This is a genomic window from Kitasatospora sp. NPDC004272 (genome assembly GCF_053603035.1).
Genome location: NZ_JBSGET010000095.1, coordinates 17,549 through 32,097, shown reverse-complemented (window position 1 = coordinate 32,097; position 14,549 = coordinate 17,549). Strand labels below are relative to the sequence as shown.

The following is a 14,549-nucleotide window of genomic DNA, read 5'->3' as shown; positions in this document are numbered from 1 at the left end:
GGCAGACCAACACGCGGGCCGCCCCCGCCCCCCCCCCCACCCGCCCCCCCCCCCACCCCCCGGGGCCCCCCCGCGGCCCCCCCCCCACCCCCCGGGGGGCGCGGGTCGGGGGCCCCCCCGGCCCGCCCCCCGCGGCCGCGCCCGCCCGGGCGAGGGCGGCGGCGGGCCCGGGGAGCCGGCGGGAGAGCGCGAGGCCCGCCCCGGCGGCGAGGCCGCCCGCCGCGTACAACGGCCAGTTGTAGCGGACGACCTCCCGCACCCCGGAGAAGCGGACCGGCTCCTCCGGGGCGGTACCGGCGCTCGGGCGCCGCGCCGGGGGCCGCCTCACCGTTCGGCCCCGTTCTCGGCGCGGCGCCGGCCGGCCTCCCAGCCGTAGTCGAGGTCGGCGACGTGGAAGGCGTTGGCGAGCACGGGAGTCGTCCCGGCGAACGGGCCGTGGGCGAAGAAGGTGGGCGGGGTGGGCAGTTCGACGGCCACCGGGGTCGGCTCCCAGTGCGCCCGGGCGGCCTTCACCACGATCACCGACCGGGTCTGCGGCTCGTGCTCGAAGGTGTAGGGCAGCGGGCCGGCGAACCGCCGGGCGTCCTTGGCGGAGGCGAACGGGCTGCCGTCGGGCAGGCCCGCGGGGGCGCCCGCGAGGTCGGCCCGCACGTGCAGGTCGGCCCGGCCGTCCCGGCTGAGGACCCGGAACTCCAGGGTGTCGCCGACGACCCGGCTGCCGATCCGGGCGAGCCGGTAGTGGTAGCGGGTGAGCAGGTTGCCGCCGAGGGCCATGACGCGGCTGTCGGTGTCGCTGCGGAGGATCTTCAGGCCGCGCATGGACCGCCCCCGGGGCGTGGGGAAGCGGGTGAAGATCCGGTACCCGGTGAGGAGCAGGTCGGCGCCGAGGCCGGCGGGCAGGAAGGCGGGCCGCAGGTCCCGGGTGTCCACCAGGGCCGCGGCGACGAACCCGTGCTCGGTGCCGGCCGGGTCGGTGTAGGTGTCGAGGGCGAGCCCCGGCGGCAGCAGCGGCTCCAGGACCCGCGGCGGCAGGGCGTAGGTGAGGACCAGCGAGTGGGCGAAGCGGGTCCGGACCGGGACGGGGTGGCGCTGCAGCAGGTGCTTCATCGGGCCTCGGTTCCGTCCGTTCCGTTCATCGCGCTCGTCCCGTTCACTGCGCCCGTCCCGTCCGCTCGGTCCGTCCCGTCCGTCCGGTTCGTTCCGGTGCGGACGACCCGCACCACGCCCCAGATCATCGACCGGTCCTCGGCGGCGCGTCCGGCCCCGCCCGGGCCCGGTTCGCGCAGGCTGCGCACCACCGCCGTCCCGCCCGGGCGCACCGCGTGCTCGACGGCGGCGCGCAGCCGCCGGGCGAAGCGCGGGCCGGGCCCGTCGACCACGTTGGAGAGCGTCACCGCGTCGTAGCTCCCGGCGGCGCACCGCTCCAGGTGCTCGACGACCTCGCCCCGTACCAGCCGCACCCGTCCGGGGCCGACCGTGGGCGCGGGCGCGCCGGGGCGTTCGCGGCCGAGCAGCAGCCGCCAGGCCCAGTCGTTGGCGGCGTTGGGGTGCCGGGCGACGGTCCGGGCGATCCTGCGCAGCAGGACCTCGTCGAAGCCGCGCGGGATCGCGCACCGGAAGCCCGGGCGCAGGACGGCGGCGAGCGCCCCGGCGGGCCGCAGCGCGGTGGCGGCCAGCAGTCGCAGCCCGGGCCCGTCGAGCTCGTCCGTCCAGCGGCGCCGCTGCTCGCCGGGGTCGTCGAGGCGCAGGAAGTCGGCGACGGCGGCGGGCCGCCAGGCGGGCAGCAGGGCGGCCGCCGTGGTGCGGCCCAGGCCGGTCAGCCGTTCGGCCGTGCCGGTCGCGGCGGGCGCCCCGTCCTCCAACCGGGCCCTGGCGTAGGCGAGCTGGGCCGGGTTCAGATCGACGGCGGTGACCTCGTACCCGGCGGAGGCGAGCGCGGCCGCGGTGTCCCCGGCGGACGCGATGCACAGCACCCGGGCGCCGGGCGGCGGGAACGCGGCGAGTTCCACGGCCGGGTCCTCGTACATCCGGCCGAAGAGCACCCGGGGGCGGTCGGCGGGTCCGGCGAGCAGCCGGCCCTGCTGCCACGGCGTACCGGTGGCGGTGCCGGCCGTCGGCGGCGCGCCCGCGGTGCGGCGGGCGGGACGGGTGGGCGGGGGAGGGGTCATCGGGCCCAGAGCTCCCGGGCGGGGCCGCCGCGCGGTGCGGCGCCGGAGGCGGAGCGGCGGGCGGCGACCAGCCAGATCAGCGCGAGGAAGGCGAGGTCCTGGACCACCAGCCGGCCGGGCTCGGGGATGTGCTGCGCGCCGACGAGCAGCCCGCCGGTGTTGAAGCCGACGACCAGGGCGCTCTGCACGACCGCGGCGGCGTACGGGCGGTGCCCCAGCAGGACCCACACCCCGAGCGCGACCTCGGCGAGTCCGATGGCGACCAGCAGCGCCCCCGCCGCGCCGGCCGGCAGCAGGGGCAGTCCCTCCACGATGGCCCGCTGGTCCGCCCGGCCGGGAAAGACCTTGCACCAGAAGCCCTCGTACCACCACATCAACGCGACCGCGACGGCCGGCAAGCGGGTCCTGCCGATGTCTCCCACGGTCCCCCCTCTCTCCTGCGACTTGTCCGTGCCCGGGCACGGCGGAGCGGGCCCCCGTTCTCCCCTGGGCCCGACGGTGTCGATCATGCCGCAAATTTTGAACGCGTTCAATGTGAGATGCGCGGCCCGCTCGGCGCCCGTGCGGCGGGAGGCCGCCGAGGGCCGGGGACCTCCCCCCCCCCCCCGGAACCCCGGCGGCACGGGGTGGCGCCGGGCGCGCGGGGCGGCCCGGCGGATCGTTCAACCCGCTGCCGCAGTGGGCCCGGTGGGCGCGCTGGGCCCGGTGGGTCCGGCGGGCGCGCTGGTGCCGGTGGCGGGCTGCGCTGCGTCGTGGTGGGCGGCGCGGGGGAGCAGCAGCGGGGTGGCCAGGACGAGCAGGCCGGCGGCGGCGAGGGCGGTGCGCGGGGTGGTGAGGTGGGCCAGCAGGCCGGCCAGGGCGGTGAGGGTGGCGATGCCGGCCTGCTGGCCCACGGACCAGGCGGTCAGGGTGCGGGCGGTCAGGTGGGCGGGGGTGTGTTCGAGCCGGTAGGTGGCGAGCACCGGGGTGTACAGGCTCATGTGGACGATGATCGCCGACTCGACCGCCATCACGGTGAGCAGCCCGGTGACGCCCGGCCGGACCAGGGCGAGGCCGGGCAGCCAGACGGCGCGCAGGGTGCCGACGACGCGGAAGACCCGCCGGCGGCCGTGGCGGGCGACGACCCGGGGCGCCAGCCGGGAGCCGATCAGGCCGCCGAGGCAGGGCGCGGCGAAGGCGAGGCCGTACTGCCAGGCGGGGAAGCCGAGTTGGCGCAGCAGCAGGACGGCGAGCAGCGGTTCGGTGGCCATGATCAGGCCGGAGACCAGCAGGTTGTTGAGGTAGAGCGGTCGCAGCACGGGATGGCCCAGGATGTGCCGCCAGCCCTCCAGCAGCCCGCCCGCCCGGAGGCCGCCCGCCCGGAGGCCGCCCGTCCGGAGCCCGCCCGTCCGGAGGCCGCCCGACTGGAACGCGGCCGCCCGGAACGCGGCCGGCTCCCGCCCGCCGTCCGGCCGCCGCGGTTCCGGGGCGCGTTCCCGGGCGCGGATCGCGGTGAGGCCGAGCGCGGAGAGCAGGTAGCTGGCGGCGTCCGCGAGGACGGTGACCACCGGGCCGAACACGCCGATCGCCGCTCCGCCGAGCGGCGGGCCGATCGCGATCGAGCTCCAGTTCGTCGACTCGAAGCGGGAGTTGGCCACCAGCAGGTCCTCGGTCGGGACCAGCGACTTGAGGTAGGCGCCGCTGGCCGCGCCGAAGGCGATCTTCGCGGCGGCCACCACCGTCGTGACCAGCAGCAGTTGGCCGAAGCCCAGCCGTCCGAGGGCGTACGCGACCGGGACGGACACCATGGCCGCGAACCGGACCAGGTCCGCGCCGATCATCACCGGCCGCTTGCGCCGCGCCTCCATCCACGGCGCCAGCGGCACCGCGACCAGCGCCCCCACCGCCGGGCCCACCGCCGACAGGACCGACACCTGCGCCGGCCCGACGTGCAGCACCAGCACCGCGATCAGCGGCAGCGCCCCGAACCCCAGCCCTGACCCGTACGCGCTCACCGCGTACGAGGCCCACAGCCAGCCGAACGGCCGGCCCAGCTTCCGCCTGCTCACCGCGTCCTCCTCCGCGTCCTACCGGACAACCCCCTGTTGTCCGGTAGGAGCCAAGCGGCTGAGAGGTTCGCAGGTCAAACAACCTACGGGAGGGTTGGCCACAACCACTGATTGTGCACCGGGGCCGGTCGGGGCGCCCGGATCAGGCGGTGACCGGCTGCCGGGCCTCCTCGGCGGGGGCGGGGGCCCGGCGGGTGCCGAGCATGCCGACCAGGGTGAGGGCGGTGGCGGCGGTGGCGGCGATGCCGCAGATCAGGAAGGCGGTGGTGAAGCCGGAGCCGAGGGCGTCCAGGGCGAGGGCGTGGGCGGCCGCGCCGGGGGCGTCCGGGGGCAGCGAGTTGACGGCGATCGGGCCGCCGGCCCGTCCGATCGCGGTGGCGGCGCCGAGCTGCTCGGCGGGCAGGCCCGAGGCGGGGAGCTTCCCGGCGAAGGCGGAGCCCGCGTGCGAGAGGGCGACCGCGCCGACCACCACCGGGCCGAGCGCGAAACCGAGGTCGCGCAGCATGTTGGTGGTGGCGCTGGCCATGCCGGCGAGCCGGGGCGGGACGCTGTCCAGGGCGACGGCGGTCATCGAGCTGACGGTCAGGGCGAAGCCGACGCCGATCAGCAGGGTCGGCGCGACGAACGCGCCCAGCCCGGGGTCGGTGACGTCCAGCCCGGTGGCCAGGAACGCGCCGACGGCCATCAGCGCGCAGCCCGCCGCCAGCAGCCGGGCCGGGGCGACGCGGTGCAGCAGCCGGGAGACCACCGGGATCAGCACGAATGCCGGTCCCTGCAGCAGCAGGAACGGCACCGCGACCCGCAGCGGGTCCTGGTGCTGGACGGGGCCGAGCCACATGCTGGTGGCGAAGCAGGAGCCGAGGAAGGCCAGCATGCCGATCACCGCGACGACCGAGCTGACCGCGTAGGCGCGGTTGCGGAACAGCCGCAGGTCCAGGATCGGGGCCTCGGCGCGCAGTTCGACCGCCACGAACCCGGCCAGCAGCAGCCCGCCGGCGACGAACGCGCCGACCACCGGCCCGGTGCCCCAGCCCGACTCGGGGCCCTCCACGGCGCCGTACAGCACCAGGACCAGGCCGAGCGCGAAGGTGACCTGCCCGGCGACGTCGAACTTCCGGCCCTCGGCGGACTTCGACTCGGCGAGCAGCAGCAGGGTCAGCACCACCGAGGCCAGCGCCAGGCCGACCAGCACCCAGAACGAGCCGCGCCAGGAGCCGACCCGGGCGAACGCGCCGCCGATCAGCGGGGAGACCGCCGCGCCCGCGGACAGGAAGCCGCTCCACAGCGCGACCGCGTGCACCCGCTGCCGGGCGGTGCGGGTGACGGCGGTGATCGCGGTCAGCGAGCCGGGGAACATCGCGCCCGCGCCGAGGCCGTTGAGCGCGGCGCCGACCCAGAGGGTCTGCACGTTCGGGGCGAGCGCGGCGACCGTCGAGCCGGCCGCGACCAGCGCGGTGCCCGCCGCGACCAGCCGGCGGCGGCCGAACAGGTCGCCGAGGATGCCGAAGGTGAACTCGAAGCACACCACGGCGATCATGAACGCCGAGGTGATCCAGGTCAGTTGGGAGCCGTGGGTGTGCAGGTCCTGCTGGAACAGGCCGTTCAGCGAGGCCGGCAGCGCGTTGGCCACCTGGGCCGTGAACACCGCACCGCAGGCGGCAGCCAGTGTGCCCGCGTAGCCCGGCGTCCGGGCAGCCCCCGCGGTGGGGCCGTGGGACGACGGCGTCCCGTTCTTGAGCGTCATTGCTGGTGTCTCCCTGGCTGGGGAAGGTCCGGCGGCCCGCGGGGGAGCGGGCGGGCCGGGGTGGGGGAGGGCTCGGCCCGGCGTGCCAGGGGGAGGGGACGGCGCGCCGCGGACCGAGTGCGATGCCGTGGAGAATGGCACTCGGTTTACGTGGCGTCAATGATGTATGCGTGACCGAAAGTGAACGTAGCGTGTGTACTGGCGAGTGGGGCGGGGTCAGGGCTGCTCCGCGAGGTCCGCCTCCAGGGCGTGCGCCGCCGCCTCCAGCACCGCCACCAGCGACTGCAGCCGGTGCGGGTCGTAGCGCACGCTCGGCATCGACACCGACAGCCCGGCCACCGCCGCGCCCGCCCCGTCCCGCACCACCACCCCGACGGCGGTCAGGCCGCGTTCGGAGCGCTCCCGGTTGACCGCGAAACCGCCGCGCCGCAGCTTCGCCAACTCGGCCCGCAGCTGCGGCAGGTCCGGCCGCTCGCCGGGCCGGTCCCGGTAGCGCTCGGGCGCGTAGACCTCCTCCAGCTGCTCCCCGGTCAGCTCGGCGAGCAGCAGCAGCCCGGCGGTGGTGCGGTGCGCCGGGAAGACCATGCCCTCGCGCGAGCCCACCCGCAGTGTCTGCGCGGACTCCACGCTGGCGATGAACCGGGCGGTGTCCCCGGTCCGGACGATCAGGTTCACCGTCTCGTCCAGCACGTCCACCGCCCGGCGCAGGTGCGGCAGCGCCGCCGGGCGCAGCCGGGAGACCAGCGAACGGGAGTGCGCGGCCAGCTCCAGCACCGGCCCGGCCCGGTACACCCGGTCGTCGCCCTGCACCGCGAAGTCCCGGTAGACCAGCATCCCGAGGATCCGGTGCGCCGTGGAGCGGGCCACCCCCAGCCGCTCGGCGACCTGCGAGACCGTCGCCCCGCCCTCCATCTGCAGCATGGTCGCGGCCCGCAGCGCGTGGTCCACGCTGGCGATCGGGTACGGCGGCGGGGTCTTCAGCGGCTTGTCCACGGCGGGGCCTCTCGACAGTCGTTCTGCTCTGAAGAATCTACATGTTCTCCTGAGCGGGACGCGGCACGCTGAGCCCGTGATCGAGTCCACCACCGCCCCAGACACCGCAACGGGCTCCCCGGTCCGGCTCCAGGCCGTCGCCGCGGAGGGGCAGCCCGAGGTCACCCCGGCGCTCCACGAGCTCTACCGGGGCTTCGAACAGGAGCTGCTCGTCCCGCTGTGGACCGAGATCGGCGACCTGATGCCCGCCCACCCCCGCTCGCAGGCCGCCCCGCACCTGTGGCGCTGGCAGAAGCTGCGCGAACTCGCCGCCCGCGCGGGCGAACTCGTCCCGGTCGGCCGCGGCGGCGAACGCCGGGCCATCGCGCTGGCCAACCCCGCGCTCGGCGGCCGCCCGTTCGCCACCCCCACCCTGTGGGCCGCCATCCAGTACCTGATGCCCGGCGAGGACGCCCCCGAGCACCGCCACACCCAGCACGCCTTCCGCTTCGTCGTCGAGGGCGAGGGCGTGTGGACCGTGGTCGGCCGCGACCCCGTCGCCATGCGCCGCGGCGACTTCCTCCCGCAGGCCGGCTGGAACTGGCACGCCCACCACAACGCCACCAGCGAGCCGATGGCCTGGATCGACGGCCTCGACATCCCGTTCCAGTACACCAGCGAGGCCCAGTTCTTCGAGTTCGGCCGGGACGAGATCTCCGACGCCGAACGCACCACCCCCGACCGCTCCCGCGCCGAACGCCTCTGGGGCCACCCCGGGCTGCGCCCGGTCGCCGCCCGGCGCCCCGGCCCCGGCAGTCCGCTGCTGGCCTACCGCTGGGAGCACACCGACCGCGCCCTGGCCGACCAGCTCGCCCTGGAGGCCGAGGGCTTCGGCGGCACCGTCGAGCCCGGCCACGCCGCCGTCCGGTTCACCGACCCGGCCACCGCCGGCGACGTGCTGCCCACCATCCGGGCCGAGGTGCACCGGATCGCCCGCGGCGCCGGGACCGCGCCCGTCCGGGAGACCGGCTCCTCGGTCTACCAGGTCTTCGACGGCTCCGGCACCGTCACGGTCGGCGAGCGGACCTGGACGGTCGCCCGCGGCGACCTGTTCACCGTCCCCTCCTGGCAGCCGTTCTCGGTCCGCTCCGAGGCGGGCGCCACCGACTCCGACTCCGGCGCGCTCGACCTGTTCCGGTTCAGCGACGCCCCGATCTTCGAAGCCCTGCAGCTGCAGCGCACCCACCTGGAAGGAACCACCCGATGAAGCTCGCCACCCTCCGCACCGGCGGCACCACCCGCGCCGTCCGGCTCGACGGCGACACCCTGGTCGACCTCGGGCACCCCGACCTCGGCGCGCTGCTCGAACAGGACGACTGGGCCGAGACCGCCGCCGCCGCGACCGGCACGACCTACCCGCTGGCCGGCGCCGAGTTCGCGCCCGTGGTGCCCAAGCCCTCCAAGGTGGTGTGCGTCGGCCTCAACTACCGCAACCACATCCAGGAGATGGGCCGCGACCTGCCCGAACACCCCACCCTGTTCGCCAAGTTCGCCGACTCGCTGATCGGCGCCGGGGACGACATCCTCCGGCCCGAGGAGACCGCCGAGTTCGACTGGGAGGTCGAACTCGCCGTCGTCATCGGCAAGCCGGTGCGCCGCGCCCGCGGCGAGCAGGCCGAGGCCGCCATCGCCGGGTTCACCGTGCTCAACGACATCACCTGCCGCGACTGGCAGTTCCGCACCCGCGAGTGGCTCCAGGGCAAGACCTGGGACTCCACCACCCCGGTCGGCCCGTTCCTGGTCACCCCCGACGAACTGCCCGGCGGCGTCCGCCCCGCGCTCGACGTCACGCTCACCGTCGACGGCGAGACCATGCAGTCCGACAACACCGGCGACCTGCTGTTCGACCCGGTCACCCTGGTCGAGTACGTCTCCACCGTGGTCCGGCTCAACCCCGGCGACCTGATCGCCACCGGCACCCCCGGCGGCGTCGGCCACGCCCGCAAGCCCGCCCGCTACCTGAGCGGCGGCGAGACGGTCGTCACCGAGGTGCAGGGCATCGGCCGACTGGAGAACCGCGTCGTCCGGGACGGCGGCGCCGCGTGAGCACCCGCACGCCCGCCGGGGCCCTGGCCTGGGCGGCCCGCGGCACCCGGCTCTTCCTCGCCGCCGCCGAGGGCTTCGGCCCCGCCGAGTACGCCGCCCCCAGCCCGCTGCCCGGCTGGAGCCGCGCCCACCTCGCCGCCCACCTCGCCGCCAACGCCGACGCGCTCGGCAACCTGGTGCACTGGGCCGCGACCGGCGAACCCACCCCCATGTACGCCTCCGCGGCGCAGCGGCTGGCCGGCATCGAACGCGGACGCGCCCTGCCCGCCGCCGAACTCACCTCCTGGGTAAGGGAATCCGCCGAGCGGCTGACCGCCGGCCTGGACGCGCTCACCCCCGAGCAGTGGCAGGCTCCCGTCGTCACCGCCCAGGGCCGCACCGTCCCCGCCACCGAACTCCCCTGGATGCGCGCCCGCGAAGCCTGCGTCCACGCGGTCGACCTGGCGGCCGGCGTCACCTTCGCCGACCTGCCGGACGGCTTCCTGGCCGCCCTCTGCGAGGACGCCCTGGCCAAGCGGGCCACCGCGTTCGTGCTGCGGACCCCGGACGGCGGCTTCGAACGGGACTTCGCCGGCGACGGCGAGCAGACCGTGGTCGAGGCCGAACTCCCGCTGCTGGCCGCCTACCTGACCGGCCGTCAGCACATCGAGGGCGCCCCGGTCCTCGGCCCCTGGCTCTGACGCCGGAGCCCCGCCCGCCCGCGCCCCTCCCGGCCGGGCCCGTCCACCCGGGCCCCGCCCTCCCGCGCCCCCTCCCGGGCGTGCACGTGACTCCCCGTGATGTGGAAAGAAGCAGCTCATGAACCCTCCCTCCACCCCTGACGTGCTCGTCGTCGGCGGCGGCATCGGCGGTCTCGCGGCCGCGTTCGCGCTGGCCCGCAAGGGCCTGGGCGTGCGCGTGCTGGAGCGGGCCAAGGAGTTCGGGGAGGTCGGGGCCGGGCTGCAGATCGCGCCCAACTGCACCCGGATCCTCGCCGACTACGGGCTGCTGGACGAGGCCCGCGAGCTGGGCGTGGTCCCCGACGGGATGGTGATGCGGGACGCGCTGGACGCCCGCGAGCTGACCCGGCTCGACCTGCGCGACCTCGAACGGCGCTACGGCTTCCCGTACCTGGTGATCCACCGCAGCGACCTGCACGGCATCTTCCTGCGGGCCTGCCGGCGGGCCGGGGTCGAGCTGCTGACCGACCGGACGGTGGTCGACTACCAGCAGGACGGCGACGGCGCCCGGGTGGTGCTGGAGGACGGCAGCACCGAGCGGGCGCCGCTGGTGATCGCCGCCGACGGGCTGCACTCGGTGGCGCGCCGCAAGCTGGTCGGCGACGAGGTGGTCAGCTCCGACTACGTCGCCTACCGGGCCGCCGTCCCGATCGAGCGGGTCCGGGACAACGGGATCGCCGAGCACGACGTCACCGTGTACGTCGGCCCGCGCTGCCACTTCGTGCAGTACGCGCTGCGCGGCGGCGAGATGTTCAACCAGGTCGCGGTGTTCGAGTCGCCGAAGGCCAAGGCGGGCGACCCCGACTGGGGCACCCCCGACGAACTGGACGCCGCGTTCGAGGCGACCTGCGACACCGTCCGCTCCGGCATCCCGCTGATGTGGCGCGACCGCTGGTGGCAGATGATGGACCGGAACCCGGTCGAGACCTGGGTGCACGGCCGGATCGCGCTGCTCGGCGACGCCGCGCACCCGCCGCTGCAGTACATGGCGCAGGGCGCGATCATGGCGATCGAGGACGGCTGGGTGCTCGCCGAGCACGCCGCCCGGCTCACCGGCGAGGGCGAACCCCCGCAGTGGGACGCCGCGTTGGCCGCCTACCAGGACGTCCGGGTGGAGCACTGCCGACGGGTCCAGAGCACCGCCCGGGCCTGGGGCGAACTGTGGCACCTGGGCGGCGATGCCAGGCTGCAGCGCAACGCGATCCTGCGCGACCGGGCCGTCGACGACTACGCGTTCACCGACTGGATCTACGGGCCGACCGCGCTGCTGCCCGGGCAGGAGCCGCCGATGTTCACCCCGATCCCGCTGGAGAGCGCCCGCCCGCAGGAGCCGGTCCGGTGAACGACGCCTACCTGTACGACGCCGTCCGCACCCCGTTCGGCCGCTTCAACGGCGCCCTCGCCGCCGTCCGCCCGGACGACCTGGCCGCCGCCGCGATCCGCGGCCTGCTGGAGCGCGCCCCCGGGCTGGACCCGGCCGAGGTCGGCGAGGTGGTCTGGGGCAACGCCAACGGCGCGGGCGAGGACAACCGCAACGTCGGCCGGATGGCCGCCCTGCTGGCCGGGATGCCCGTCTCGGTGCCCGCCACCACCGTCAACCGGCTGTGCGGCTCCGGCCTGGACGCCGCGATCGCCGCCTCCCGGACGATCGAGTGCGGGGACGCCGAGACCGTCCTCGCGGGCGGCGTCGAATCGATGACCCGCGCCCCCTGGGTGCTGCCCAAGCCCGACCGGGCCTTCCCGGCGGGCGACACCGCCGCCGTCTCCACCACCCTCGGCTGGCGACTGGTCAACCCGGCCATGCCCGAGGAGTGGACCGCCCCGCTCGGCGAGTGCAACGAGCAGCTGCGCGAACGCCTCGGCATCCCGCGCGAGCGCCAGGACGAGTTCGCGGCCCGCTCGCACCGGCTGGCCGACCGGGCCTGGGCGGACGGCTTCTACGACCGCCTGGTGCTCCCCGTCGCCGGACTGGCCCGGGACGAGGGCATCCGGCCCGGCACCGACACCGCCAAGCTGGCCGCCCTCAAACCGGCCTTCCGCCCCGACGGCACCATCACCGCGGGCAACGCCTCCCCGCTCAGCGACGGCGCCGCCGCCCTGCTGCTGGGCAGCGCCGCCGCCGCCGAACGGATCGGCCGGGCCCCGCTGGCCCGGATCGCCGGCCGCGCCGCGCACGCCGTCGCCCCGCAGGACTTCGGGTACGCGCCGGTCCGGGCCGCCGAGCAGGCGCTGCGCCGGGCCGGGATCGGCTGGTCGGACGTCGGCGCCGTCGAACTGAACGAGGCGTTCGCCGTCCAGGCGCTGGCCTGCGTGGACGCCTGGGGCGTGGACCCCGAACTGGTCAACACCCGCGGCGGCGCGATCGCGCTGGGCCACCCGCTGGGCGCCTCCGGCGGCCGGCTGCTCGGCACCCTCGCCGCGGTGCTGCGCGAGCGGCGCGCCCGCTGGGGCGTGGCGGCGATCTGCATCGGCGTCGGCCAGGCGCTGGCCGTCGTGATCGAGAACGTCTTCGAGAACGTCTTCGAGGAAACGGAGGTGGGCAGGTGACGGCGACGGTGGTGGCGGCCGACGCGGACGAGGCGCTGGCCGGAGTCGCGGACGGCTCGACCGTCCTGGTCGGCGGGTTCGGGTACGCGGGCATGCCGTTCGAGCTGATCGCCGCGCTGATCCGGCAGGGCGCCGGCGGGCTGACGGTGGTCTCCAACAACGCGGGCAACGGCGACGTCGGCCTGGCCGCGCTGCTGAAGGCCGGCCGGGTGCGCAAGGTGGTCTGCTCCTTCCCCCGGCAGAGCGACTCGTACGTGTTCGACGCCCTCTACCGGGCCGGGAAAGTCGAGCTGGAGGTGGTGCCGCAGGGCACCCTGGCCGAGCGGATCCGGGCCGGCGGCGCGGGCATCGGCGGCTTCTTCAGCCCGGTCGGCGCGGGCACCCCGCTCGCGGCGGGCAAGGAGACCCGGGTGATCGACGGGCGCGAGCACGTCCTCGAACTGCCGATCCGCGGCGACCTCGCGCTGGTCTCCGCGCATCGCGGCGACACCGCGGGCAACCTGGTCTACCGGAAGACCGCCCGCAACTTCGGCCCGGTGATGGCCACCGCCGCCACCACCGTGGTCGCCCAGGTCACCGAGATCGTCCCGGCCGGGGAGCTGGACCCGGAGTCCGTCGTCACCCCCGGCATCTTCGTCGACCGGCTGGTCCGGGCCGAGGCCCGCCGCCTGACCGTGCAGGGAGCGCGCTGATGTCCGCCACAGCTGTCCGGGAGCACACCGACCGGGGCCCGCTGAGCACCGAGGAACTGGCCGCCCGGATCGCCCGGGACATCCCGCCGGGCTCGTACGTCAACCTCGGCATCGGCCAGCCCACCCGGATCGCCGAGCACCTGCCGCCCGACGCCGGGATCGTGCTGCACACCGAGAACGGCATGCTCGGCATGGGCCCGGCCGCGGTCGGCGACCAGGTCGACCCGGACCTCACCAACGCCGGCAAGGTCCCGGTCACCGAACTGCCCGGCGCCGCCTACTTCCACCACGCCGACTCCTTCGCGATGATGCGCGGCGGCCACCTGGACGTGTGCGTGCTCGGCGCGTTCCAGGTCTCGGGCCGCGGCGACCTGGCCAACTGGCACACCGGCGAGCCCGACGCCATCCCCGCCGTCGGCGGGGCGATGGACCTGGCGGTCGGCGCCGAGCGGGTGCTGGTGATGATGAAGCTGTTCACCCGGGACGGCGCCGCCAAACTGGTCGAGGAGTGCGGCTACCCGCTGACCGGCGCGGCCTGCGTGCACACCGTCTACACCGACCACGGCGTCTTCGAGACCGGCCCCGACGGCGCGGTGCGGGTCCTGGAGACCTACGGCCTGACCCTCGCCGAGCTGCGCGAACGCCTCCCGGTGCGGCTGCTGGGCTGACCCGCCCCGCTGTACGGGCCGTACGGTGACCTGCCGTCGGGTACGGCCGCCGAACGCTAGTGCCGCGTCAGGCAACCTTCGCCCGTCGCGGCGCCCGGCACGCACTCTCGCCGCACCGGCCGAAAACCCGAGTACATCCAGTACGGGGGCTTCCGGCCGGCACGCCGATAGCACGCACCGGCCGCCGCTCCTTCGCGGCAAAGGCTGCCTGACGCGGCACTAGGATCGGGGTCCATGGCGAACCTCCGCGCGGCGCAGAAGCAGATGACCCGACGACTGCTGATGGAGTCCGGGCTCGACCTGTTCCGGACCAAGGGCTACGCCGCCACCACCATCGACGACATCGCCACCGCGGCCGGCACCACCCGGGTCACCTTCTACGCGTACTTCCCCACCCGCAGCGACCTGATGAAGGCGCTGATCGCCGAGCAGCTCAACGACTCCCTCCAGCGCACCGCCTCCGCCGAGCACGGCTCCACCGCGCTCGGCCTGGTGGCCACCGTCGCCGAGGGCACCCCGGCGGCGATCCACGCCTGGATCCGGCAGACCGCCGAGTCCTGGCCGGTGATCTGGCCGCTGATCCGGATCGGCCGGGACGCCGCCGCGATCGACCCCGAACTCGCCGACCTGGTCGAACGCTGGCTGGAGGAGGCGATCAGCGACATCGAGGACGGCCTCACCGCGGCCGGCCGCTTCGCCCCGCACCAGCGCCGCTTCCGGGGCGTGCTGGCGATGGCCGAGCTCGACTACGTCGCCCAGCACTGGGAGCGGGCTGGCTGGAAGCTCGACCGCGAGCAGCTGCTCCAGGAGCTCGGCGACAGCTGGGTGCGCCAGCTCACCTGACCCGCGCGGCGGGTTCTCGCTCCGGTCGGTACGGGCCGCGTG

Annotated in this window: 14 protein-coding genes; 8 read left to right on the top strand and 6 right to left on the bottom strand. The window is 75.8% G+C overall.

Annotation, left to right across the window (positions count from 1 at the left end; all coding sequences use genetic code 11):
- Nucleotides 1-324: 324 nt before the first annotated feature.
- From ACWEO5_RS26105 to ACWEO5_RS26080, 6 genes are all read right to left on the bottom strand, one after another.
- Nucleotides 325-1,107 carry a DUF2071 domain-containing protein gene (locus tag ACWEO5_RS26105; protein WP_452164685.1) on the bottom strand — a complete coding sequence of 261 codons (783 nt, stop codon included), beginning with the start codon at nt 1,105-1,107 and terminating at the stop codon, nt 325-327.
- Entirely contained in the window at nt 1,104-2,168 is a 1,065-nt protein-coding gene (locus ACWEO5_RS26100) for a DUF3419 family protein (RefSeq protein WP_452164684.1), read from the bottom strand. Before ACWEO5_RS26100 ends, ACWEO5_RS26105 begins: the two co-directional genes overlap by 4 nt.
- On the bottom strand, nt 2,165-2,590 hold the full coding sequence (locus ACWEO5_RS26095; protein ID WP_452164683.1) for a DoxX-like family protein: 426 nt from the start codon (nt 2,588-2,590) through the stop codon (nt 2,165-2,167). Before ACWEO5_RS26095 ends, ACWEO5_RS26100 begins: the two co-directional genes overlap by 4 nt.
- Nucleotides 2,591-2,830: 240 nt before the next feature.
- Nucleotides 2,831-4,216: an MFS transporter gene (locus ACWEO5_RS26090; protein ID WP_452164682.1), complete on the bottom strand. Its 1,386-nt coding sequence runs from the start codon at nt 4,214-4,216 to the stop codon at nt 2,831-2,833.
- Nucleotides 4,217-4,358: 142 nt separating this feature from the next.
- The gene (locus ACWEO5_RS26085) at nt 4,359-5,960 is read right to left on the bottom strand and encodes an MFS transporter (RefSeq protein ID WP_452164681.1); all 1,602 of its coding nucleotides are present in this window, start codon (nt 5,958-5,960) and stop codon (nt 4,359-4,361) included.
- A gap of 216 nt (nt 5,961-6,176) precedes the next feature.
- Nucleotides 6,177-6,953, bottom strand: coding sequence for an IclR family transcriptional regulator (locus ACWEO5_RS26080; RefSeq protein WP_452164680.1), 777 nt, complete (start codon nt 6,951-6,953; stop codon nt 6,177-6,179).
- A gap of 76 nt (nt 6,954-7,029) precedes the next feature.
- Here ACWEO5_RS26080 and ACWEO5_RS26075 point away from each other — a divergent pair, with 76 nt between their 5' ends.
- The 8 genes from ACWEO5_RS26075 (at nt 7,030) to ACWEO5_RS26040 (ending at nt 14,507) form a co-directional block, all read left to right on the top strand.
- Entirely contained in the window at nt 7,030-8,199 is a 1,170-nt protein-coding gene (locus ACWEO5_RS26075) for a cupin domain-containing protein (RefSeq protein ID WP_452164679.1), read from the top strand.
- Nucleotides 8,196-9,038 carry a fumarylacetoacetate hydrolase family protein gene (locus tag ACWEO5_RS26070; RefSeq protein ID WP_452164678.1) on the top strand — a complete coding sequence of 281 codons (843 nt, stop codon included), beginning with the start codon at nt 8,196-8,198 and terminating at the stop codon, nt 9,036-9,038. The genes ACWEO5_RS26075 and ACWEO5_RS26070 overlap by 4 nt, the downstream gene beginning before the upstream one ends.
- The gene (locus ACWEO5_RS26065; RefSeq protein ID WP_452164677.1) at nt 9,035-9,718 is read left to right on the top strand and encodes a maleylpyruvate isomerase family mycothiol-dependent enzyme; all 684 of its coding nucleotides are present in this window, start codon (nt 9,035-9,037) and stop codon (nt 9,716-9,718) included. Before ACWEO5_RS26070 ends, ACWEO5_RS26065 begins: the two co-directional genes overlap by 4 nt.
- Before the next feature lie 118 nt (nt 9,719-9,836).
- Complete coding sequence (locus ACWEO5_RS26060; protein ID WP_452164676.1) at nt 9,837-11,099, top strand: FAD-dependent monooxygenase; 1,263 nt, start codon at nt 9,837-9,839, stop codon at nt 11,097-11,099.
- On the top strand, nt 11,096-12,304 hold the full coding sequence (locus ACWEO5_RS26055; protein ID WP_452164675.1) for a thiolase family protein: 1,209 nt from the start codon (nt 11,096-11,098) through the stop codon (nt 12,302-12,304). Before ACWEO5_RS26060 ends, ACWEO5_RS26055 begins: the two co-directional genes overlap by 4 nt.
- Nucleotides 12,301-12,996 (top strand): 3-oxoacid CoA-transferase subunit A, encoded by a 696-nt coding sequence (locus ACWEO5_RS26050; protein ID WP_452164674.1) that lies wholly within the window; start codon nt 12,301-12,303, stop codon nt 12,994-12,996. Before ACWEO5_RS26055 ends, ACWEO5_RS26050 begins: the two co-directional genes overlap by 4 nt.
- Nucleotides 12,996-13,664, top strand: coding sequence for a 3-oxoacid CoA-transferase subunit B (locus tag ACWEO5_RS26045; protein ID WP_452164673.1), 669 nt, complete (start codon nt 12,996-12,998; stop codon nt 13,662-13,664). The genes ACWEO5_RS26050 and ACWEO5_RS26045 overlap by 1 nt, the downstream gene beginning before the upstream one ends.
- A 234-nt stretch (nt 13,665-13,898) precedes the next feature.
- A complete protein-coding gene (locus ACWEO5_RS26040; protein ID WP_344556822.1) occupies nt 13,899-14,507 on the top strand; it encodes a TetR/AcrR family transcriptional regulator in 609 nt (202 codons plus the stop codon).
- The last annotated feature ends 42 nt before the right edge of the window (nt 14,508-14,549 follow it).